The following is a 22,194-nucleotide window of genomic DNA, read 5'->3' as shown; positions in this document are numbered from 1 at the left end:
TGCCGGCATTAGCTGCCTGAAACCATTTTCTTTACAGCCAGTACGTGTTTGCATGGCCCTCTTTCTCCCTGGTGACGGCTGTACCAGGTACAGGTGCAGCGTTCCTGATTTTCATCCAGCAGTACCGTATGCGTTACGCCGCTACCTTCCACTCTTGCATCTACCCTCCCTCCAGCATCACTGATGATGCTCACTTTATTTTCAGCCAGTAGCTTTTCTGCATCCTTCATGCGGGGATGCAGGCTCATAATGCGGCTCAACTTAAACGGCAGACGCCTGTAAAAGAAGCTGTTTTCATCAGTATCAAATCCCAGCAAGCCAATAGCTGCAAGTTTTGCTGTGATATTATCCGCAGCTGCGAAACTGATATTCTCATTCACTGCCAGCAAAGAGGCATTAAACGTCTGGTTAGTATAACCGTAATTATCAACCGCTTCAATCCATGCATCCGGCACATCAGCCATAAGTGCATCGAGTACTGCACCTTCACCGGAAAAGCCTCTCCACGCTTCACGTGACAGGGAGAGCGTAAATGTCAGTCCACCGAAATACAACTGCCAAGTAGTTGACTGCATCGCCGGATGTGCATAGATACGCAGTTCATCTGCCAAGGGCAATAACGGCTCCAGTAGCCGCAGGCGGTGTATACCTCCTACACAAACCGCATTCGATGCTGCGACAGGGGAAAATACCGGTTTTCCGCCTCTTACTACAAGGTAATGGTCTGCCTTCACCACTCCCCTGGGGATACTCTGAAAGAGCTGCAGGGTTTGCACCCGGTTAAACTGGTGCGCCTTTTCAGCTTCCGATAAGAATACCTGCACACTGGCAAATCCTTTTATCCATTTCACCGGAAGTGGCACCTTCCGCTCAGTCACCTTGTTTTCGCCAGCTTGTAGTGTAACATCCTTCCGGCCTATTGATAACGATACTTCCTGTCCTTTGACGATGCTGCTGAGCGCTGACAACATTGGCTGATTAAAGTCTACGTTTGTAGTACCTGCAACCGGGAACTCACCACTATGTGCGCCTGGTCGTATATCAAGCCTGGCATATACACCTGCGCAATGAGAAAATCCTTCAAAGCGTAACTTTTCGTTACCTGCAGTGACTACAGGATCTTTAAACAGAGACATGTCAAACGGAGACATGCTAAAGCTGGATTGTACCACCTTCGACAATGTTAACAGGCATCGGGCTGTAACAAAAGGTTGCAGGAGAGTTCCTTGAAAATAAACAGGCGCTTCCCTCTTTTCCACTTCACTGTAGCGGGCCAGAAACAGCTCTTCGCTACCTGCTGATCTACTTACCTTTGACGCAGTGTCATAATGATATATAAGGGACTCATTCATTATTCAGATACTATAACTATCCCAAAGATATAGTGGTTCGTTTAATTCTGCACCCCCTGTTATACTTAACGCCCTTAAGGCAGGTTTAAACAATGTCTTGGACTATGCTTGTATATCCACAAAGAATCGCTTCGAGTAATGGAAGATATCCGTTTATGGCTGTTATACAAAGATAAAAAATGTCAGCGCAGCCAATATTCAGGGAACAAAAAAAAGCATATTTCAACACGCTAATCTTCTAACGATCATGCCCATTGATATATACTTCAATTCAGCTATAACGCCTTGTAAAACTGTCAGTTGTAAAACACAAACGATAATCTTTCTCACGGGTTTTATCTGGCTCAGCGGGCGCATTACAACTATCAGTATTACTACGTGCTGCAAGCAAATGTGCATCAATACCAACTGTATAAATAGCTTAGATTTTCTTTGCGGTGAATAGGTATTTAAGGCTGCAGGTCAAGGTCAAAACACCTGGTGCTATCACCTTCCCGAAATCAGGAAGTACTATTGATTAATTAGAATGCTTCGCCGGTAAAGAAATAAAATCCGGGGCCTTCTCTTGTCATCCCCACATCGAGGCGAAGGAAGATGTCTTTTTTAGGGAACAGCAGGTAACGAACGCCTGCGCCGCCGGCGAATTGTGTTTTATCCAGCTGAAAAGCTTTTACTTCCGGGGCGACTGCGGCAGTACCTGCGAATACGGTCGCGCCCCACCGCTTGCTGAAAGAAAAGGGCAACATCCGGTATTCCACCTGTGCGGCCAGCATGTTTTTATCACGGTAGCGCCCCTGGTAATAGCCACGCATCATCATGTCTCCTCCCATCAGTGCCAGCTGATTAAAAGGAACGTTGCCATTGAGGAAATTACCCAGCACCTGCCAGGCAATTACATTGTTCTTTTTATAAGGATGGAAACCACGTATATCGAGATTAATACTGCCAAATTTAAAATCGCTGGTCAGAGATGGGTGATAACCGAGGTAAGATAGTTCTCCAAACCAACCTTTACGCACATTCAGCACGTTGTGCCGGTCATCATATACCAGTGCTGCGCCAAAACCGAGGTTACTGGTACCGTTACCGCCGGATGGAATGGTATACTTAGGTCCTTCTTCCGGTTGATTAAACTCAGTACCGTACAGGTACTGGTAGTCTATCTCGGGTCCCAGGAAGAGGTTACGGCTGATCTTTCTTAGTACGCGCTGTCTGAGTAATATATAATTCGCATCTACCACTGCCGGGTGTTCCCCATCGGTGTCAGGTCCTATACCATAGTACAGCAATGGGAAGCGTTGTATTCTTGTTCTTCCGAGAAAAAACCACTTATCCTGATCCCCGTAGATTGCATTGTCTATCCAGAGGCCATATTGGGCTTTGAAGGTAAAGAAGGTAAATGCCTGTACTTCACTGAGACGATTGGTACTATCTCCTTTAGCTCTGAAGAGCCATAGGCCGGAGGCACCTATTTCTATGCCCGTTTCGGGTGAGTAACCCAGCGTCGGATACACGCGGAAGCTTTTTTCGGAGGCGGAGGTGGTATCATTAAAGAATCTGTTCAGCGTCCGGTTCACCCAGCCTTTCTGTTCAGTTTGTGCCAATGCTACTGTGGAAGATAAACACAGGAGCAAGCTAATAATCGCAATGGTAGGTCTCATGCGGGAAAATATACATAAAAAGGGCCAAACTTTATGAAACACCGGTCTGTATGAATTAAAATCATTAACTTATATCCCCGAAACCCCCGGTATTATATTCAGGTGTATCCATTAGAACCTCAAATATGACTTCCAAAGGGCAGGCGAACAGATTTTTCATAGAAGATTTCAGGGTTTCACATGCCATTTTCGACAAGTGCCATTGCTGGTTAAATACAATTAACTAATTTAGTGCCTTATACATACTAATTAAATTAAATTAATCTCTATGAAGCAAACAGTTCCTGCTTTTATCCTGCTGCTGACAATGGCGGCTTGTGGTGGTGCCTCAACTGATCAGGCGAAAACCGAAGAAAAGAAAGAAGCTGCTGCAGCTACCGGTGTAGCTTATGCTATTGACACTACCACTACTTCTGTGACCTGGCGTGCTACCCACAAAGGTGGATTTGCACCACGCTTTGGAACCATCAAAGTTGTTGATGGTAGCCTGAACGTTGAAAACGGCGCAGTTACCGGTGGTAGCTTTGATGTAGATCTGAACTCTCTGACCACAGATCCTGCATCTGTAACTGAAAAAGATAAAAAGTCTACTGATCTGGACGGCCATCTGAAAAGCGCTGATTTCTTCGACACGGCTAAGCACCCAACAGCTAAATTCGTGATCACTGGTGTTTCTGCATACGACAGCACTAAAGAAAAAAGCCTGCTGCCAGGAGCTACTAATCTGATCAGCGGTAACCTGACACTGAAAGACAGCACCCTGAACATCACTTTCCCAGCACAGATCACTGTAGCTGAAAACGATGTTACTGCTAACGCGAAATTCGTGATTGACAGAACTGCATGGGGTATCAACTACAAAACTGAAGGTAGCCCTGAGAACTGGGTGATCAGCAAAGAAGTTGAAATTGGTTTCAGCCTGAAAGCTGCAAAAAAATAGTTCGTATTTACCTTCCGGTAATACAACGATAAAGAAAAGCGCCTGCCACTTTAGAGTGACAGGCGCTTTTTTAAACTATCGTCCTTTATCTTCTGACATAAAAACAGTTGCTTCTTCAGGCATATTATTCCACTGATCTTCAATCATTTTGATTGATGGAAGCGTGTAGACCTTCTTCCTCCTACTAGTCGTCCGCTGACCATTTTCCAGGTAGGTATTACTGCCAGATTGAAACTGCCGGCGGACAAGATGGATTACTGTCAGTATGAAAATCACCGGGTCTACGTCCGGGTGACTACTCAATTTTCTGAGCTTTTCATGGTTGTATACGGGTGTGTCAAAAAATACAGTATTAATGCGGTGTGCATATACCCGGAAACTATCAGATCCGAAGCGCCTGTATAACCTATTGCTTATAGCGCGTATATCTTTATCGGGATGCGCGCGCCACAATGCTGCCACGGCCGACTGCAAAATACTGTTCGCTCCTTCTTTCTGAATACGGGTTAATGCCTGAAGTGTATCTTCCTTATCAGTGCTGATCAACATCCTTAGCAGTTCACTATTTACTTTCGGATCTGTATTCCTCCTCAATGGTAAGTCTTCTTCATCCAGTAGGGTAGCTTGCAGCTGATCTACTGAGATTATCCGGATGGCTTTTTCCAGGTAAGCACTTGCATGCAGCATACTATTTGCCCCAATCACTACCAACGCCCCGGAGTCGTTTTTGTCGGTAGTGATACTTACTCCATATTTGTCCAGTTTTGTTAATATCTCTTTATTACTTACCCTGAAAATCTTTTGCTGCATAATCAGCTTTACAGGTTTGCCGGTAGCAATCATCGCCTGTAATGTATCCTTTGGCAAAGCATCGAGATCATGTCTAGCTATGGCCAATATAAGTCTGTCTAGTTGCCGGACTTCCGATAACAATGCTGGTGTGATAATCCTGTTAAATACAGACAGATCCGACTTGACAATCAACTGCCTGAGCTGGGGAAGTGCCTGTACCATACCAACGATATCTTCTATATTGTTGAGCGATACATACAGTTTAGTTAAGTTAACAATTGGCAATAACGCTGAAGGTCTAATAATCCCTGACACTTGCAGGAAGTTCACTTCTGATAACTTTGGCAGCTGATATAGGAGCTGTAGTTTCTCATTCCAGTCCATCACTACACATGAAATTGTGATAGATTTCAGTTGCTGTAAACAGTTGATGGAATGCGGCAGACGTTTAAGAAGGGGAAGGCCTAATTGCAAATGAGTGATCTCAATATAGTCCGCAAACAGGTCTTCAGGCAGCTCTTCGCAGCTGCTTCCATATAATTCCAGGTGGGTAGACCAGCGGTGAAGCTGGTAATATTGCTGTTCCATAGTATAGGGGATAAGAGTTGAGTGAGCCGGTATCGGGTGATCAGGCGTGCTGACTAACTTCGTCCAGGAAGTCTAAAAAGCTTTCTGCATAACGCTCAAACGTCCAGCTACCCGCACCGTGCATACTGGTATAAATTGCACCTTCTGTCGTGGTAAGATCTATACAATACGGATCGCCATCCATATCTGCGATTACAAGGTACGCTGGTGGCCAATCTGATATTGATTCCTGTGTAACACTATTAAATGCATAACCGTCCTGGCGGGAAATAAGGTCGGCAGCGCCGTATATATCCAGACTCCCTCCGAGATCGGCATGTTGTATCAGTACATGCAGTGGAGAGAACTGTTGCAGGAATGTGCGATAGTCGGCTGGTAACTGCCATTTACGATCAATAGCAGCCATAACCATGTCTGTAGCCGGCACTAACCAGTCGGTAGGCCGGGACAGGTCCTGGTATTCCTCCCGGCGATCACGAAGCTTTTCTTCTATGCGTGCAGCGATATGTTCGAGTCTTGTAACAGGATGATGCAAAGAAGGATGTGTAGCGGGAGGAGCGTATCCTGCTCCGGTAGTATACCCATTGTTTTGCCAGGCAGTCAGTTCATCCAGCCTGAGATCCTGGATTTTCCAGTAACCTGGATCTATGGGCAACTCGCGGTCGAAAGGCTGCTGACTGTATACGGCCAGGCTTTTTATTGCCTTTGCCCGGACGTCAATGGCTATTTTTTCGTTTTGTGCCAATGAAATCAACATAGCATATGCTGCTGCTCCTTTCGTTTTCAGCAACCCGTCAATTGCCCAGTAACTGAGTTGCGGTACTGTTATCGCCCATTCAAAGAAGGGTATTTGTGTCGCATCTCCGGTAGGGACAAGCGAGATAATATCTGTCATAAGGAAATTACGCCAGTGCAGGAGCTTTCCGTCTTTTGCATAGCTGGTCAATATTTCAATTACCTGTGCCTGATCGCTCTGACCGTAAGTTGCGATCAGCTTGTCTTTCAGCTTTGCAAATTTACTCCCGTCTGATTCTGAGAATAACTTCTCCGCTAGGTCCTGCATAGTAGATTTCGCCATGATTATTATTCAGTTTGAGGTAGGCAAAGATACTATCTGTTGTGCAAGAACGCCCCCCCTCGATAAATCATCTACCAGAAATAAGAATTTACAAACATGTAGCCGGCGCATTGAGATACGATGTATATTGCGGATGATAATCAATAACACCCCTTACAATTACACGCACCTTATCTATTAAATAACGTAAAACACAAGTTATGTTCCTGCTACAATATCTGAGCGGCGGCCAGGTTGTCTCCACCATGAAATTTAACACACTGGAAGAAATCGAGGAAAAGCATGGTTCGGGAGATTACTATGAAACGGCAGACTATTACCACATCATTGATACTGAGACAGATGACGTGATTGAAGAAGATGAAATACCTGATAATGACAGTATTATTGAAGACATGTTTGACGGGGAAGACAGCATGGAAGGATTCGATTGGAACAGAGAAGATTAGCCCCTTCCCGATTGATAATACACCACAAAAATCTACCAATATTAATACTTATACGATGGAAGATAAAGTAGAATTTATTGTAACCCTTGCGCTGGAATTAGGCAAGGATGGCAGTACGATGATGGTATCTGATGGTTCATATGCATACAACGCTGAGTAAATGTTTACGAACGAAAAAAGCGAGCGGTCACCATAGTTAACCGCTCGCTTTTTTTATATCAGAGATCACTGATTATTACCGATACTATTGTGCTATCTGCACTGCCGGCTGTTCTACTGGCTTTGCATTGGCTGCTTTCGGCTCAAAGCGTTTCTTCAGCTTCAGGAACTTTGACTCAATGAACCGGTATGATATATAAGCAGTTAATATGGTTAATCCGCCGGAAACTGTATACATCGCAATCGTAGCTGCTACAGGAGGCAGCGTACGCAGGATATTCTTCATGAAAATAATGGTAACGAACAGTACAATACCATGATACATATAGATGCCATACGAGATGTTTCCCAGGAAGTTCAGCACTTTATTATCTGTTGTAAGTATACTCTTAGGATTGGAAGAGATGTTTAATATCAGCCAAAGGAAAAGCGCATTTGTAAACAGCAGGGAATAGAAACTTCCGAAGATGACGGTATAGATAGTGCCTAACAGGGTAGTGTCCTCATTAGTCAGATATTTATGGCAGGTAAACCGTAAAATGATAATACCAAGCAAGGCAATCTGTGCGCTAACACTGAAGATGCTGGTCCGCATCATCCGCTCCCTGAAATGATAAAAGAGCCACGCGCCTAACCCACCGATACTCATAGCTTCAAACTTGAGCGTGTTGATAAAATCAAGCGCTACCGAAGGAGTAGTATGTGTATGGTTGTAATGATGATAATATGCGTAAAAAACGAGTCTTAACCCGATGATAGTAAAGAAAATACCTATAGCATATTTCTTAAAATATTTGACCAATGGTGCCCAGAAGAAATAGAACTGTTCCTCCACTCCTATTGACCATAACGGGGCCAGAAAGCTGGAGCCCCATATACTTATCACCAGATTTGGCAGGAAGAAGACGTATAGCAGGCCGGCCGTTACAAAAGGATAATGGGCGGTATACTCTATATGCAAGAGCTTAATCACGACAGGTATGATCAGCATACCTATAATCAGGATCAGATAATAGAGTGGCCATATTCTCAGTACGCGGCGCATATAAAAGTTTTTAATATCGATAGTGCCGGTGTTAGCATCTTCTTCCAGCAGCAAATAAGTAATCAGGAATCCACTTAGTACAAAGAAGAACTCAACTGCCAGGCTGCCTGAGAAAAAGAAGGTATAGTCAGCGAGGTGGAATAAAGAATATTTTTGCCGGATAGATTCTGCGTGTTGCATTAAGACCAGGAAGGCTGCGAAGAAGCGTAGTCCGTTTAGCCCTTTAAAATAAACCTTTGATTGTTGCATAACTACCTTTGCTGGTTTGACTGTTCGGTTAGTTTAAGTATAAATGTTGTGGTATAGTCTTCAGTTGGTTACAACATGCGATCCATATAAAAAAGCCCTGAAACCTTGTTGAAAGTTTCAGAGCCTCTATGATGACAGTTGTAAGTAATCACCCGCTTCAGCGCCAGACTCAGCCAAGCGGTTTGGAGGTGATTGAAGTGGCAAAGATATATAAGATTGTTAAATAATTCCAATGGTATTCTGCAACACTTGCCACCAGGGACGGCGGCTCCTTCAGTTCGGCGGTCAGCCCTTGAGATCTGATCTGCGGAAGCCAGACTGGAATCTACCCGAAACCAGAAAGCACATCTGTTTACCTACAAAGGATCATGAAAAGACGGTAATAAGTACCGCCTTTTCATGATCCTGTTAAATAGCTGCTATATCATGGTCAGTTACTATTGACATCAGCCATAACAACAAAGTTTTACTCAGCTCGCAGGCTGCACCATTTACAGTGATACCTGCTGTTTCATACCTCCTGTCAGCAGTTGTACGTCTGATAAGCACGTACCTTCCGCTGTAATAGTGGTATAATTAAAAATACATCTTCCGGTAGTATCCGCAGGCGTCAGTATCAACGTCTGCTCCTGTTCTTTGTCGATGCCATTATAAATCGCAACGCCTGCACATCCCGGCACACTTAGCATTGCTGTAATGACATCTCTGGTGAAGAAGAACGCTGCCGGCATTCCGGGGAACTGCTGTTGCCACGCTCCTACCATTATAGTAGCCTTTTCATAAGAAATGCTGCGGCCAATCTCTTTCATGTTCAGGGACGGATCAATCGGACGCCTCCAGAGATATGCTTGTCCGACAGGTGGTTCGTCACAAAACGGAGGACAAGGTACGCCTACATCCCAGATCGTATTATTGACCTGCACAGGACCGCTATCGGTCAGTAACTCATAACTTAAAATACTGGTTCCTGCTGCATTTACAGCAACGAAGACAAACGCCTGTTTATTTCCGGTGTTAATGCCGTTGAAAATGCGGATACCTACGCAATCCGGTGCTGCAAGTAGCTGGTCGAATAAATGCCGGCCATAAAGAATAGAGAAGATACCCTGAGGGTATGTTTGCTGCCAGTCTGCGATAAGAAATTGTGCCTGCTCGGCGTTAACGAAGCTTCCGGCATCATGGACTGCCGGCATTAGGGTTAATGTTTGTTCCATTGTGGTGGGAATATTAATGATTAACAAATAACGTGCTGTTACTAACGGAAGATAATAAATTTTTAAATGCGGAAATAAAATTATCCATGTACAACACAGAGACAGCTGCACGACGTCAGTGTGGAGTTAGGAGCTCTTCACTGCACAAGCTTGAAAAACTGGATTGCCTGTTAATAGAAAACGATTATGTGACGCTTACAACCACTGGAAAAAATATAGTTTAATCAAACCACTACCTGGCCTCTCAGTTCAGTTATTGTCACTTTTTGTACTACCTTGCCATCACTTTGACTTTTAATAATCTCTATGGCACTCATTAATTTCAAACTTAAACATCCAGATAACATCATTCCCTGGGGCGATGATACGGAAACTACCATGCATTGGTTTGGACTTACGGATGGTGAATACTGGCTCGATATAAACAAAGCTACGCTCTACGAATATACAGACGAGATACTGGCCGGCGGAGATCCAGATGATTCCAGATATGTAGCTTATCAGGTTGTGCGCCTGATTGAAGACTGGACCAGTATATTTGAATCTATCGCTGAACCTATTCCTGAAGGATTCTATGCAATTTCCCGCAATTGTAATTACCTATACCGGTTTTACGGAGCGGTGCAACAATGGCTGGAGAAGTTGTCTGAAGACCCTGCTATTGACATGGATGCATATTATGAGAAATACGATAAGACGATTGAGTGGGTCTATAGTAGGACGCTTGTCGCTACGCACCTCACCGGCGGACCCAGTATCAGTTTTTTCAGAAACGGAGATAATATCTCGATTGTCTGGAGAGCAGATCATCAGACAGCTAACGACATTCCTGTATGGACTGCGCAAAACGGAGAAGTTGAAATTTCATACAATCAGTTTGTGAGTGAAATGGAAGATTTTGGTAAGCGCTTCTTCAATGCAATGGCTACTCAGATACAACTAGCGATAGCAAAAGACTGGGGCGCAACCAACATCAACAAAGAAAGGCTGATGCAGGAACAGCAGGAAAGAAAAGCTGCCTTCGAGAAAAATTTGGAGATACTGAAAGGTACGCCAACTAAACATACAGATTGGGACGCTATTAATGTCTTGATCACAGAGATGTTTAGTTAGAAGTATTTTCTATCTATGATAATATTCAAGTGGCAGCTGGCATACTAATGGCAGCTGCCATATAAGATTAGCTGGCGATGAATCAGCCATTGCGTTTTGCAGCCCTATCCGTGAGATAAGCAAGATACCAGTCTTCAAGTTTAATAAACTCAGAAAGATTGTCTAATACTTTGACATAACTATCGGCAGGACTTTCATACATATACACAGGTGGGTCATCACCCTCATCTAATTTAAAGAACCAACATACGCTGGTAACTCCCCAGGCAGCAAAGACAAACACATTCTTATCCTCCAGGAAACTATGACCATCAGCCGATGTTATTTCTTTAGAGAACGCCCACATCTCTTCATATTCATCATATACAAAATCCATGACGGATCGGAATGCAAAAGCGCCAAACACACCTAATATCAGGTACAGTTCTCGGTAACATAATGGGAAACGAACGCCCAATCGCTGCTCTATTTTATCGACATCTTCCGGAGTGCATGCGCGTTTGAAACCGTAGTAGTCAACATATTCCTTGAGAAAACCAAGATATTTATAGTCAGTGTGCATCAGGTAAAAGGTTATTTACTTCAAAGATATAAACCGGTAGCATATATGTTATAAATAGCAAAGTAACATCTGCTAACTGCCCCAGTAAGGTTTTATATTACAGACCGCACATTGTGTCAACCCTATTACATTAACACCGCATTAACCTAAGTATCAATAAGAAAGACTACACTTGTAAAAATATAATTGCACTATGTAAAAGTGCATCACTTAGATTTTCAAACAGCTAATTATATCATCCATGAATGTTCTTGACATCTTAGCAAAGGCAATAAAAAACAGACACCAAATTAGTTTTCAATACAACAAAGAGGGCAAAACTGTAGGAAAACGAATAGGAAATCCTTATGCTATATTTATTTTTACCGCAAAAAACACGAGGATACAAAGTACTAAAGTCCACATTGTTCAAACATCTGGAGTTTCCGATTCGGCTGAAATAAAACCCTTTCCAAGTTTCCGAACGTACAACATAGAGGAATTGTCAGAAGTTCAGGTGCTAGGACAATTGCCTCAATTTACTCAACCATTTCATGAATCATACAATCCGGAATGGGATGGATACAAAGATGTAATTGCAAAAGTTTAATATGAGCATACAATACGACAAAGAGATACTTTCAAACAGCAATTATACACTAAAAGTAAATTTTAGTGGCATAAAGGATAGTATTGCCACTGCTGAGAATTTGAAGATGTCAATATATTCTTACAGTAAAACTGGCGCTCCCTTATTTTCTGAAACGTTGAACTATGATCAAATTAAGCTTTTATATCACCACCTTGAGCAAATATCAATAATTAGAGATTCGTCTTCAACTATTTCTGGAAAATTCATAGAATCTAGCAGTGAAATCGGGGAATTAGTAGCTAAGCTAGGTCTTAATTCTAAAACCAATCTATTAAAATCGCTTCTAATCACATTAGATAAAGATGAAAAGATTAGTAACATTCTATCAGCCTTATCTGACCTGGAAGTAGATACGCTATTTGCTTATCAAAGATGCCACGATTGGAAAAAAGAAATTGAGAATTTACAAAAACTTCTTGAGCTAGAGGACGCTGGAAATATTGTTCAGGAAATCAACAGACATCCGGATCTACATAAATATTCAGCTGGCCAGCCTGAAAAAATATTTCAAAATTGGATAGACAAAAATCACCTTTGGATATTCGGAGTAGAATATGTCAAGAAACATGATGTTCGACAAATTTCATTATATAGTGAAGGGGATTTACTTATGGAATCAATTGATGGTTTTTTGGATCTGATAGAATTGAAAAGACCATCCAACGCGATATTCGGAAAAGTGGATGTAAGCCACAAGAGTTATTATCCATCTTCAGATTTGTCGAAAGTAATTGGACAATGTCTATATTATCTACAAAAAATGGATGATATAAAATTAAATTTGGAGAAGGAATATAAAATCAAAATTATCCGACCCCGAATAAAAATAATCACAGGTAGAACCAATAATTATACGGACGACCAATATAGCGCTTTGAGAATGTTGAATTGTAGTTTAAATAATATTGAAATCATATCTTATGACTCCTTGATTAAATATGGGGAGAAAATGATAGCTTGTTACACCTGATAAATCCTAAAGATAAGACGCTGTAAAATTTCTTTATTACAACCACCTCCGCTGTCAATCCAGCTGATAACAATGCTGATTATCGTAAATTCCTCCTTTTCAGTTGGATACTATCCTTCCTCGTACATAAGAATGTATGTCACCTTCTGGTAATATTTCAGACTTAATATGCGTAGATTTCATCGAGATCATGAATAAAGTAGTCATCATTGTGCACTTCACTGATCTTATTGTTGAATAATAAAAAAGCTGGGATATCTAATGGATAAATGACACTTGCTTGAATAAGCGCGCCAGTTTGAATTTTTGCTCGCAACTCCATTAAAAGCCGTCCTAATGCATTAACTCCAACAAGTATTTCTTTAGATTGAGGAATAGCTCCCCACAATGAATCCTTAGTGGAATATTCGACAATTGGTTTATCACCGGTAGAAAGAAGCAATTCAGAAAATTTTGGGAAATTTTGAATCAATTTAACCTCAAGACACCATCTCATGATTCTAAATCTAACAATATCCCAATCTTGCCTGGTCAATGTAGCGTATTTTCTGCTTACTGATTTGGAGTCCATCGGATTTTGCGTCCTGATGAGTTCCTCTTGGATATGAGGAAATAAAGGGAATCTACACGCCTGATAAAGAATCTCTGAACTCTGAATATTAATTTCATTGACGAACAGATTATAACCGGGTGCCATATTGGAGAGTCCGCCAAACTTTCCATCAGTTTTAGCAAACGCTATTACATCTTGAAGTTTATATTCCCGTTGAGCCAAAATCATACTACAAAGTAACAAAATTTTCTAATTTCCTCTATTTGCTACCGAAAATAATGGCTGCCAATTGTGCCCGGGCACTTCCCACCAATAAACTAAGGGACTATTATTCGGAATATTTCGCCAGGTAAAAAAATGAGTTCCTAGTCCCAAAACTTTGTATCCTGGATTAATCAGTCCCAACGGCCTAATATTAGGGCGAACATCACCTTTAATCCTATTGATGATCTCGATCCCTTTCAATAACAAGATATTTTCAAATTTTATTCTGTTATCCGGACTACTGAAAAAAGTTTCCTGCGCTGGTGTGTTTAATTCTCTAAAAGCGTAATCTTCATACTTCGTGGCCGTCAGTGTACCAAAATATGTATTTACAATCGGATCTATACTTCTCATAGGCTTTGCAACATTTAGGCGCTGGTTGTTAAATTTCGCATGATTTTGGACCTCGTAATCCCATCGCCAGTTTATCCGATTGCTGAGTTTACTGCTGAACATTCTACTAATTCGATATTGTTGAAAAGACAATCCCCATGTATGGCAACAAAAAAGACTAATGGAAAATGTGATTTCACCATCCATGATTTTGTCATGGTTCGATCTCCCTTTAGCATCAACCGCTTGAAGCCATTGTACGGCATGATTTCCAATGGTGCTACCAGATGCCAAAAGGTCGTCAAAATATATAAAGTGTCTTTTGGGAAAGGTTAGATATTTAATGCGAGATTCACCATATTGCTCACCAAGAACCTCTTCCAATAAACTGAGGATAGCAGATTGACTTTTATGAGCTGCCTGCATATTCACAAATTCAGTGTCAGATAGAAAAGCAGCAATAGAGGAATAGCTATATTTTCTTACATAGTGATCTACATGCACTTTAATATAGTTCTTCGCTGTTCTTCGAGAAATATAGACTTGCGGGAGTAGATGTGATAACTCATTAAGCACAAACTCAGCATCATTTCCAAATTGCTCGCCCCAACTTATTATGTTGCTAGTACTTATATAAATGCCATCCTGATTTCTGTAATCTTGAATAACGTCATAGATACTTTGAGCGACTTCTTCCATTTTATTTGTTGTGTTGTCTTAATTGTTAGCCACTATTTTATTACCTGAGTGAATTGGGGGATATGCAAATGTACGAAACTTTAAATATTTTCTGCTGGGGCTGCTGGATGTAATTGAAAGTTTAATTGAATATTCGTCGATAAGCCTTTATTACTTAATAAATACAACTCTCAGCAGACTGGTACGAATTTAGAATTAAACAATTATTAGTTCTCATATTTTCCAACAAAAAACTAACCTGGATTCCATTACAAGTAAAGTACTTGGGCAATTGCTTATTTAACTCCAAAGTTAGGATATGAGCTGTATAACACCCTGATATCAACTCAAGAAAAGCAAACGTATATTATTGTGCATGTTGAATAAATTTATCTTATGCTAAATGGACATCTTTAAGAAAGTATTCATAAATCAGTCTCTCGGTATTTCTATCTCATGTTCAGACTTACACTACTAATTAACAACAATTACTCTCCCAAAATTACCATCAAATACATTGAAATGGGTAGGGGCAATAAAAAACCCGCAAACTCAATGTCTGCGGGCTTTCCGTAATACTTTAGTATAAAATAATATAAAGTATTTCGGCCTAAGGTCGGGACGACTAGATTCGAACTAGCGACCCCTTGCACCCCATGCAAGTGCGCTACCGGGCTGCGCTACGTCCCGAAAACCGGTGTCCGCCGTTAAAAACGACGGGATGCAAATGTAGTAATAAATTTCATCTTTCAAAATTTAAAAATACATATTTTTTAAATTTACTACACTCCATGCAAGCCTCATATCCAACTGATAATCATCTGACTATATCTTCCAGCTATGCGTATCATGTATCGCATTGTTATACATAGAGACACGTAGAATTATTGCCTTAATCAGGGCTAATGTTTCATACCATCTATCTCCCAAAAGGTCACTAAGAGGTCACCTCAATATCCCCGGGATATCCAAGTGACCTCTTAGTGACCTTTTGGTGCTGCGATCATATAAAAGTCAAACCGGGTATCAGCAGACAATCGAAGTAGCCTAGATAAATGACCATAGATCAAAGGCAGAAATACGCTGCCAGCATCCATAGGGTAATAACAAAAAGGGCCGGCGATGCCGACCCTTTAGAGATTTTTATCAGGTGATGATTTATGGTTGTCCACCTCCGCCGGCAGCGCCGAAAATCTGGCCGGTAGAATAACTGGCATCGCTGGCTGCAAGTTGCACGTAGATAGACGCCAGTTCTGCCGGTTGACCAGGACGTTTAAACGGAGTATCGCCGCCGAAGTTCTTCAGCTTTTCCATTGTCGCTCCTCCACTTACCTGAAGCGGAGTCCAGATAGGACCTGGTGCTACGCCATTCACACGGATACCTTTTTCTGCCAGCTGTTTAGCGAGCGATCTCACATAACTGGTCGTTGCAGCTTTGGTCTGTGCATAGTCGTACAATTCTGCAGAAGGATCTGTTGCCTGAACGCTGGAGGTAGCAATAATGACTGCTCCGGGTTTCAGATGAGGCAGTGCTGCTTTGATAGTCCAGAAAGGCGCGTAGATGTTTGTCTTCATCGTCGCATCAAAGTCTTCGCTGGTGATATCAAGTATGCTGGCCTTTGTCTGCTGACGTGCAGCATTATTTACCAGTATATCCAATCCTCCCAGCTGGCGAACAGCTTCTGCTATCATCTTCTGACAAAAAGCTTCCTCCCGCAGATCGCCAGGTATAGCTACTGCTTTCCGACCAGCTTTTTTAATCAGGGCAACTACTTCCTGTGCATCTTCTTCCTCTGCCGGCAGATAGTTAATCGCCACATCAGCGCCTTCACGTGCATAGGCAATAGCAGCCGCTCTTCCCATACCCGAATCTCCGCCGGTGATCAATGCTTTTCTGCCTGCCAGGCGATTAGAACCTTTATAACTGTTTTCACCGTGGTCGGGTCTGGGTTCCATTTTGGATGCCAGTCCCGGCCAGGGTTGTGTTTGTTCCTTGAAAGGAGGTTTTGGATATTTAGACACAGGATCCTCCATTCCTGCCGCTGCCACTCCTGCTACGGTACGCTCTCCCGGTGTGCCAAACGAAGGCGTCGCCACCATCAGAGAAGCCAATCCTGCACCAATGCCACCAATAGCCTGGCGGCGGCTGTATAAGTTATTGTTGTCCATGTTAACTACATTGAATTGATTAAGTGTTTTGTAAATAACATCAGGCAGATCTTCACCGCCTTCTGTTTCAGGGTTTATCATCCATAATCAAAATATCATACCAGTGGCCATGGGCTTACATCTCAGCAATGCGCCAGCTGATTCTGTAGAAAAGTGTACCTATATAACGTTTACAAGCAGCTACACTTCAACGGCCAGGAAAGAGCGGCCGCATGTATTTTTTTGTCCGGATTTTCATATATTTATAGTAACAGTGAATGTCCGAAGATGTTATAAAATTCCATCATCTACCTAATGGCTCCAGCTATTTCCAACAAGTACCTGGTTTTCGCCTGTTTCCTTATGCTATCCCTATACGCCTGTAAAGGCTCTCCTGCTACCAGGAGGGGGAAAGTCTATATTGCCAGCGAGAACGGCAAATACATATTATACAGAAACAATCAGCCCTTCCTGGTAAAAGGAGGCGCAGGTTATACATACATGTCCACGCTCAAAGCAATCGGCGGCAACACCATCCGTACGTGGGATACCACGTACCTGCAGGCAATCCTGGATGAAGCAGCCAACAACGGACTCGCCGTCATTGCCGGATTCTACGTACCTGAAAGCAAATATCTTTACGATTTCTATCAGGATGAAAAACAAGTGACCGCACAATACAACGCTTACAGAGACGTGGTAAAACGGTACCGTTCACATCCCGCCCTGCTCATGTGGTGCCTGGGTAATGAGGTCGATTTCCCTTACCGCCCCACTTACAACAGATTCTATACTGCATACAATGATCTTGTAGAGATGATACACGCCGAAGATCCCGATCACCCGGTCACTACTACCATGATCAATTACCAGTTCAGAAACATCCTGAACCTGCGCATGAAAGTACCCGGCATCGATCTTATCTCCTTCAATACTTTCGGCGATCTGAAACAGCTGGAGCAAAAGCTAACAGATAACAGCTGGTTATGGAACGGCCCATTCCTGATTACAGAATGGGGTATCTACTCTCCACAGGAATCACTTACCACTGCCTGGAGCGCACCCATAGAACCTACCAGCACTGAAAAAGCAAAGTATTATCATGAGTTTTATACCACCTTTCTGCCTGTCAGCAATCCCCGATTCCTGGGGGCTATGACCTTTTACTGGGGGAATAAAACGGAAGTAACGCCCACGTGGTACAGCATCATCGATCAAAGTGGCGCAAAGACTGCCCTCGTGCAGGAAATGGAAGCCTGCTGGACTAACCGCCAACCTGCACATCCGCCTCCGGCTGTTGAAAGATTGCTGGTCAACGGAAAGAAAGCCATGGATAATATCTTCCTGCGTCCTGATACTATACAAACAGCCACACTGCAACTGACAACTCCGGATACTTCGCAGTTACGTATATACTGGAAAGTAACTGATGAAGACTTCGATCCACGGAATATAGTAAGACCCCTCGAATATGAAACGTATATCACCCCTCATAACAGCGCGAAGATCACTTTTCGCTCGCCTGCCAAAGAAGGGCCATACAGACTGTATTCATGGGTCTATGACATATATGGTAATATCGCAACTGCCAATACACCTTTTTACGTAATTGGAACAAAGAGTAACACTAAGGAACCGGGTCACCCGGCCAACGCGCGCTGAATTATTTATCCTGCGGTTTATCATCATAGTCGGGATAATCAGTATGGGAATGCTCCTGTACAACCTCTTCAACCGTGCCAATATCGGGAATAAGATCCTGTACTGGCTGTTGATGTCGGGCATCATCTACTTTTGTCTGAAAGTACTGCATGAATGGTATCATTACTTCAATATCTCCATTCCGAAGCCGCCCACCACTGCCATCGCTCCTACTGTAGATATACTGACTACCTTCTGTGCCGGTGAACCGTATGAGATGGTCATCCGGACGCTCACTGCCATGCAGGCAATTACTTATCCGCACACCTCCTGGCTATGTGATGAAGCAGATGATCCTTATCTGAAAGCAGTCTGTCAGAAACTCGGCGTACGTCATGTAACAAGAGATAACCGTAAAGACGCCAAAGCCGGTAATATCAACAACGCCCTCCGGTTTGCAACAGGCGAATTATGTGTAGTGATGGATCCGGATCATGTTCCTACGCCCGACTTCCTCGACCGCGTAGTGCCTTATTTCGTTGACCCGGAGATAGGCTTTGTGCAGATTGTACAAGCTTATGGAAATATCGGTGATAATATCATCGCCAAAGGTGCGGCACAACAAACCTTCCAGTTCTACGGCCCGATGATGATGACCATGAATACCTATGGTACGGTACAGGCTATCGGTGCTAACTGTACTTTCCGCCGACGGGCACTGGATAGTATCGGCGGACATGCGGCAGGACTTGCAGAAGATATGCATACGGCCATGCAACTACACGCTAAAGGATGGAAGTCTGTCTATATACCTGAAGTACTTACGCTCGGACTAGTCCCCTCTACCCTATCTGCCTACTACAAACAACAGCTCAAGTGGGCCCGTGGTACGTTTGAGTTATTACTCGTTACCTACCCTAAACTATTTACTAAATTCACCTGGCGGCAGAAACTACACTATGCTACATTACCGTTTCATTACTTCTCCGGTATGATGTTCTTCCTCAACTTCCTGGTACCGGTATTATCTTTAACACTGGGTATTATTCCCTGCGAATATGACTTCCTGTCTTTCAGCATGCTTAGTATCCCGTTTATCGCCAGCACCATACTGGTACGCCACTTTGTGCAACGATGGGTGATGGCAGAAGATGAAAGTGGGTTTCACATTGTCGGAGGATTGCTACTAATAGGCACCTGGTGGATTTATATTCTGGGGCTGATATACACGATCATCCGGAAAAAGGTGCCCTACATCCCTACTCCGAAGGATGACAAAGAAGGTACCAGCTGGAAACTGTTTATACCAAATGCCATTATACTGCTTATTTCACTAACAGCAGTTATATATGGCCTATGGCTTGACTGGAATCCCTACGCATGGATCATGGCCGGTATCGCCTTCCTGAATTGCCTGATCATGTTGTTCAATATCCTCGCGGGTATCTGGAAAGGCCGTATCAGCAATCAGCAGCCAAAGACAACAATAGAATTTGTCTATCATCACTATTATGCTACCAAAATACGCCTGTGGAAATTCAGGCATAGCGTATATGTCATGATGCGTAAGTCCGCAATGTCACTGACTATTATTATCTGCGGATTTACCTCCTGGTTCATCTATGAAGATAACAGACCTCCCTCAGCCTACAGAGATGCACCGCAGGCAAAAGAAGCCATATTCTATTCCGGCTTATTCAGTCCGGCAGATACAACAGGCATTACTTCACTGTCCGACCTCCGGCATTTTAATAAGGTCAAGGGAACACCATTCAATATTATATCATTATACATCCCCTGGGGGGAAACAGCAGCTTGCCTGCCTGATGACTCGTTACTGCATGCTATCTACAATGCCAACGGCTTACCGATGATTACATGGGAGCCATGGGCAGCGCTCTTTACAACAGCTGCACAGCAGTCGCCAAAGGCAGTCGAACATAAAATGCTGGCCAGGATCAGTGAAGGGAAGTATAATAGTTACCTGGAAAGGTTTGTACAAAAAATCATATCCATACAACGGCCGGTGTTTATCAGGTTTGCCCATGAGCCGGACAATCCCGGATATCCCTGGTCAATGAGCGGTCAGAATACACCTGCGGAATATGTGGCCGCCTGGAGATATGTACATGACTATTTCGTCCGGGCAGGCGCGCGCAATGTTATCTGGATATGGAATCCCTGGAAGGCGAATACAGCAGACAGCTACTTCCCCGGTACAGCATACGTAGACTGGCTGGCGGTGAATGTATTGAATTATGGTAAGCGGCATCCCGACGGACAATGGTATAGCTTCCATCAGTTATATCAGCCTTTTCATCAGCTATCGCTGTTCCGTACGGGTATACCTGTGATGATAGCAGAAACAGGTTCGCTGGCAGATGAACCAGGACAAAGTGGCTGGTTGCAGGATGCATTTAATGCTATCGCAGATAGTTTCCGGGAAATACACGCGACAGTTCTCTTTAACAGCCGGTTCGATAAAAACACGATAGATCAGATGAAACCTGGTATGCTGAATTGGGAACTGCTGGATCCCTCGGCCCCATTATCACTGCTGAAACGCCTGGAACAACATAGCGCTATTCCGGTAAATGACACCTTGCTATTACCAACCGCTCCTGCCACAGTACGCCCACCAGATACCCTATTGAATAATACCATCCGGGGAGTGGTATATGCGAAGGGCATTCCCTGGTTCAGAAATCATCACACCCTCACGCGTAAAGAAGTGGTGAATGATCTGCAGGAGATGCGTAGTATGGGTATCAATACCATCCGGCGATATGGTCCCGGCGTATACGACCATAACATCTTCGCCGCAGCCGCAGCCCTGGACATGCAGATACAGTATGGATTCTGGATGCCGGCTCCTGAGCAGGAATATGGTTCAGAACAATGGCCGGAAAGCTTTATCCAGTCTGTAGTCCGTACTGTCAAAAAGTATAAAGACAATCAGCAGATCATTGGCTGGCACCTGGGACACAATTACTGGGAAGAGCTGGACAAGATGTATAGTAAGCCGTCACTGCTATATCACCAGGATCAATATATAGTGTGGTTAAAGAAACTGGTATTGCAGATAAAAGCAGCCGATCCTTCCAGACCGGTAACGCTTGATCTGCCAGCGGGCCCGCAATATACACTCGCAGCACAGACGATTGCAGCAGCTATTCCGGAGCTGTCTGCCATTGGTATCACCTCCCTGAAGGATAGTACTGCAGCAGCATTTACAGCTGGAAATATGCCTTGCTTCTTAAGTGGAGTCGATGTAGAGGCATATTTATCCGGAGATATAAAAGGTCCGGTATTCATAGATGCCTGGCAGGATATGCAGACAAGAGACGCTGTCACGTTTAACGGACTGACAGATATAAAAGGTCATTACAAACCGGCAGCGTTACGACTTGCAGCTCACTGGCATGCTCCGCTCAGCGGCCCTTCGCTTCCGGAGATAAAGATTCTGAAGCCCGCCAGGGTTACAGAACCGGGATCAGTACTTTCTTATCGTGCATTGGTACAGGAGAAAGGGCAATGGAACCTGGATGGCTATTTTGATCCATCTTTACAATTTAACTGGTACCTGTATAAGGTAGACAGGTGGGGAAATCCGATCTATATGCAGCACGCCGGTACGGGGGCAACATTGCATTTATCGATACCAGTATCTCCGGCGCATTACCGGTTATACCTGGTAGCCGGAAAAGATAAGTTTGTAACGACAACATCTGCTACATTAAATACCCCCTGGCGTAAGCAATAAAGCTCTCAAAG

Annotated in this window: 17 protein-coding genes and 1 tRNA gene; 7 read left to right on the top strand and 11 right to left on the bottom strand. The window is 43.4% G+C overall.

Features of this window, described 5'->3' with window-relative positions; genetic code table 11:
- Window positions 1-8: 8 nt before the first annotated feature.
- Together K1Y79_RS25705 and K1Y79_RS25700 are read right to left on the bottom strand one after the other, a co-directional pair.
- Window positions 9-1,352 (bottom strand): SWIM zinc finger family protein, encoded by a 1,344-nt coding sequence (locus K1Y79_RS25705; protein WP_220253080.1) that lies wholly within the window; start codon window positions 1,350-1,352, stop codon window positions 9-11.
- 521 nt (window positions 1,353-1,873) lie between these two features.
- The gene (locus tag K1Y79_RS25700; protein WP_220253079.1) at window positions 1,874-3,013 is read right to left on the bottom strand and encodes a BamA/TamA family outer membrane protein; all 1,140 of its coding nucleotides are present in this window, start codon (window positions 3,011-3,013) and stop codon (window positions 1,874-1,876) included.
- A gap of 268 nt (window positions 3,014-3,281) precedes the next feature.
- Between K1Y79_RS25700 and K1Y79_RS25695 the strand changes: the two genes are divergently transcribed.
- Window positions 3,282-3,953, top strand: a complete 672-nt coding sequence (locus K1Y79_RS25695) for a YceI family protein (RefSeq protein WP_220253078.1) — start codon at window positions 3,282-3,284, stop codon at window positions 3,951-3,953.
- A 75-nt stretch (window positions 3,954-4,028) separates the two neighbouring features.
- Here the strand turns inward: K1Y79_RS25695 and K1Y79_RS25690 are convergent, their stop codons facing one another.
- Window positions 4,029-5,333: a leucine-rich repeat domain-containing protein gene (locus K1Y79_RS25690; protein WP_220253077.1), complete on the bottom strand. Its 1,305-nt coding sequence runs from the start codon at window positions 5,331-5,333 to the stop codon at window positions 4,029-4,031.
- A gap of 40 nt (window positions 5,334-5,373) precedes the next feature.
- Entirely contained in the window at window positions 5,374-6,411 is a 1,038-nt protein-coding gene (locus K1Y79_RS25685) for an SMI1/KNR4 family protein (protein WP_220253076.1), read from the bottom strand.
- Window positions 6,412-6,611: 200 nt separating this feature from the next.
- On the opposite strand from K1Y79_RS25685, the gene K1Y79_RS25680 reads away from it, so the two are divergent.
- On the top strand, window positions 6,612-6,860 hold the full coding sequence (locus tag K1Y79_RS25680) for a hypothetical protein (protein ID WP_220253075.1): 249 nt from the start codon (window positions 6,612-6,614) through the stop codon (window positions 6,858-6,860).
- Window positions 6,861-7,104: 244 nt separating this feature from the next.
- On the opposite strand, the gene K1Y79_RS25675 is transcribed toward K1Y79_RS25680, so the two are convergent.
- On the bottom strand, window positions 7,105-8,313 hold the full coding sequence (locus tag K1Y79_RS25675) for an acyltransferase family protein (RefSeq protein ID WP_220253074.1): 1,209 nt from the start codon (window positions 8,311-8,313) through the stop codon (window positions 7,105-7,107).
- Window positions 8,314-8,804: 491 nt separating this feature from the next.
- Window positions 8,805-9,527 (bottom strand): hypothetical protein, encoded by a 723-nt coding sequence (locus K1Y79_RS25670; protein ID WP_220253073.1) that lies wholly within the window; start codon window positions 9,525-9,527, stop codon window positions 8,805-8,807.
- A 306-nt stretch (window positions 9,528-9,833) separates the two neighbouring features.
- On the opposite strand from K1Y79_RS25670, the gene K1Y79_RS25665 reads away from it, so the two are divergent.
- Window positions 9,834-10,640 (top strand): DUF5984 family protein, encoded by an 807-nt coding sequence (locus K1Y79_RS25665; protein WP_220253072.1) that lies wholly within the window; start codon window positions 9,834-9,836, stop codon window positions 10,638-10,640.
- Between the two features lie 82 nt (window positions 10,641-10,722).
- Here K1Y79_RS25665 and K1Y79_RS25660 read toward each other — a convergent pair whose 3' ends face one another.
- Window positions 10,723-11,202 carry an SMI1/KNR4 family protein gene (locus K1Y79_RS25660; protein WP_220253071.1) on the bottom strand — a complete coding sequence of 160 codons (480 nt, stop codon included), beginning with the start codon at window positions 11,200-11,202 and terminating at the stop codon, window positions 10,723-10,725.
- A 241-nt stretch (window positions 11,203-11,443) separates the two neighbouring features.
- Between K1Y79_RS25660 and K1Y79_RS25655 the strand changes: the two genes are divergently transcribed.
- Both K1Y79_RS25655 and K1Y79_RS25650 read left to right on the top strand, forming a co-directional pair.
- Complete coding sequence (locus tag K1Y79_RS25655) at window positions 11,444-11,791, top strand: WYL domain-containing protein (protein ID WP_220253070.1); 348 nt, start codon at window positions 11,444-11,446, stop codon at window positions 11,789-11,791.
- 1 nt (window position 11,792) lies between these two features.
- On the top strand, window positions 11,793-12,803 hold the full coding sequence (locus K1Y79_RS25650) for a Shedu anti-phage system protein SduA domain-containing protein (protein WP_220253069.1): 1,011 nt from the start codon (window positions 11,793-11,795) through the stop codon (window positions 12,801-12,803).
- Window positions 12,804-12,966: 163 nt separating this feature from the next.
- Here K1Y79_RS25650 and K1Y79_RS25645 read toward each other — a convergent pair whose 3' ends face one another.
- The 4 genes from K1Y79_RS25645 to K1Y79_RS25630 form a co-directional block, all read right to left on the bottom strand.
- Window positions 12,967-13,584 (bottom strand): NADAR family protein, encoded by a 618-nt coding sequence (locus K1Y79_RS25645; RefSeq protein WP_220253068.1) that lies wholly within the window; start codon window positions 13,582-13,584, stop codon window positions 12,967-12,969.
- Window positions 13,585-13,605: 21 nt separating this feature from the next.
- Complete coding sequence (locus K1Y79_RS25640) at window positions 13,606-14,652, bottom strand: phosphoribosyltransferase-like protein (protein ID WP_220253067.1); 1,047 nt, start codon at window positions 14,650-14,652, stop codon at window positions 13,606-13,608.
- Between the two features lie 595 nt (window positions 14,653-15,247).
- Window positions 15,248-15,321 (bottom strand) — tRNA-Pro (locus K1Y79_RS25635).
- Between the two features lie 468 nt (window positions 15,322-15,789).
- Window positions 15,790-16,881: an SDR family oxidoreductase gene (locus tag K1Y79_RS25630; protein WP_317197506.1), complete on the bottom strand. Its 1,092-nt coding sequence runs from the start codon at window positions 16,879-16,881 to the stop codon at window positions 15,790-15,792.
- Between the two features lie 213 nt (window positions 16,882-17,094).
- On the opposite strand from K1Y79_RS25630, the gene K1Y79_RS25625 reads away from it, so the two are divergent.
- Both K1Y79_RS25625 and K1Y79_RS25620 read left to right on the top strand, forming a co-directional pair.
- Window positions 17,095-18,441: a glycoside hydrolase family 2 TIM barrel-domain containing protein gene (locus tag K1Y79_RS25625; RefSeq protein WP_220253066.1), complete on the top strand. Its 1,347-nt coding sequence runs from the start codon at window positions 17,095-17,097 to the stop codon at window positions 18,439-18,441.
- A gap of 49 nt (window positions 18,442-18,490) precedes the next feature.
- Complete coding sequence (locus K1Y79_RS25620) at window positions 18,491-22,183, top strand: glycosyltransferase family 2 protein (protein ID WP_220253065.1); 3,693 nt, start codon at window positions 18,491-18,493, stop codon at window positions 22,181-22,183.
- Window positions 22,184-22,194 lie beyond the last annotated feature (11 nt).

Origin of the sequence: Chitinophaga rhizophila, assembly GCF_019492185.1 — a bacterium.
In the GTDB taxonomy this organism is placed as follows: domain Bacteria; phylum Bacteroidota; class Bacteroidia; order Chitinophagales; family Chitinophagaceae; genus Chitinophaga; species Chitinophaga rhizophila.
The sequence above is the reverse complement of the archived record's forward strand: the minus strand, read 5'-3'. Positions and strand labels throughout refer to the sequence as shown.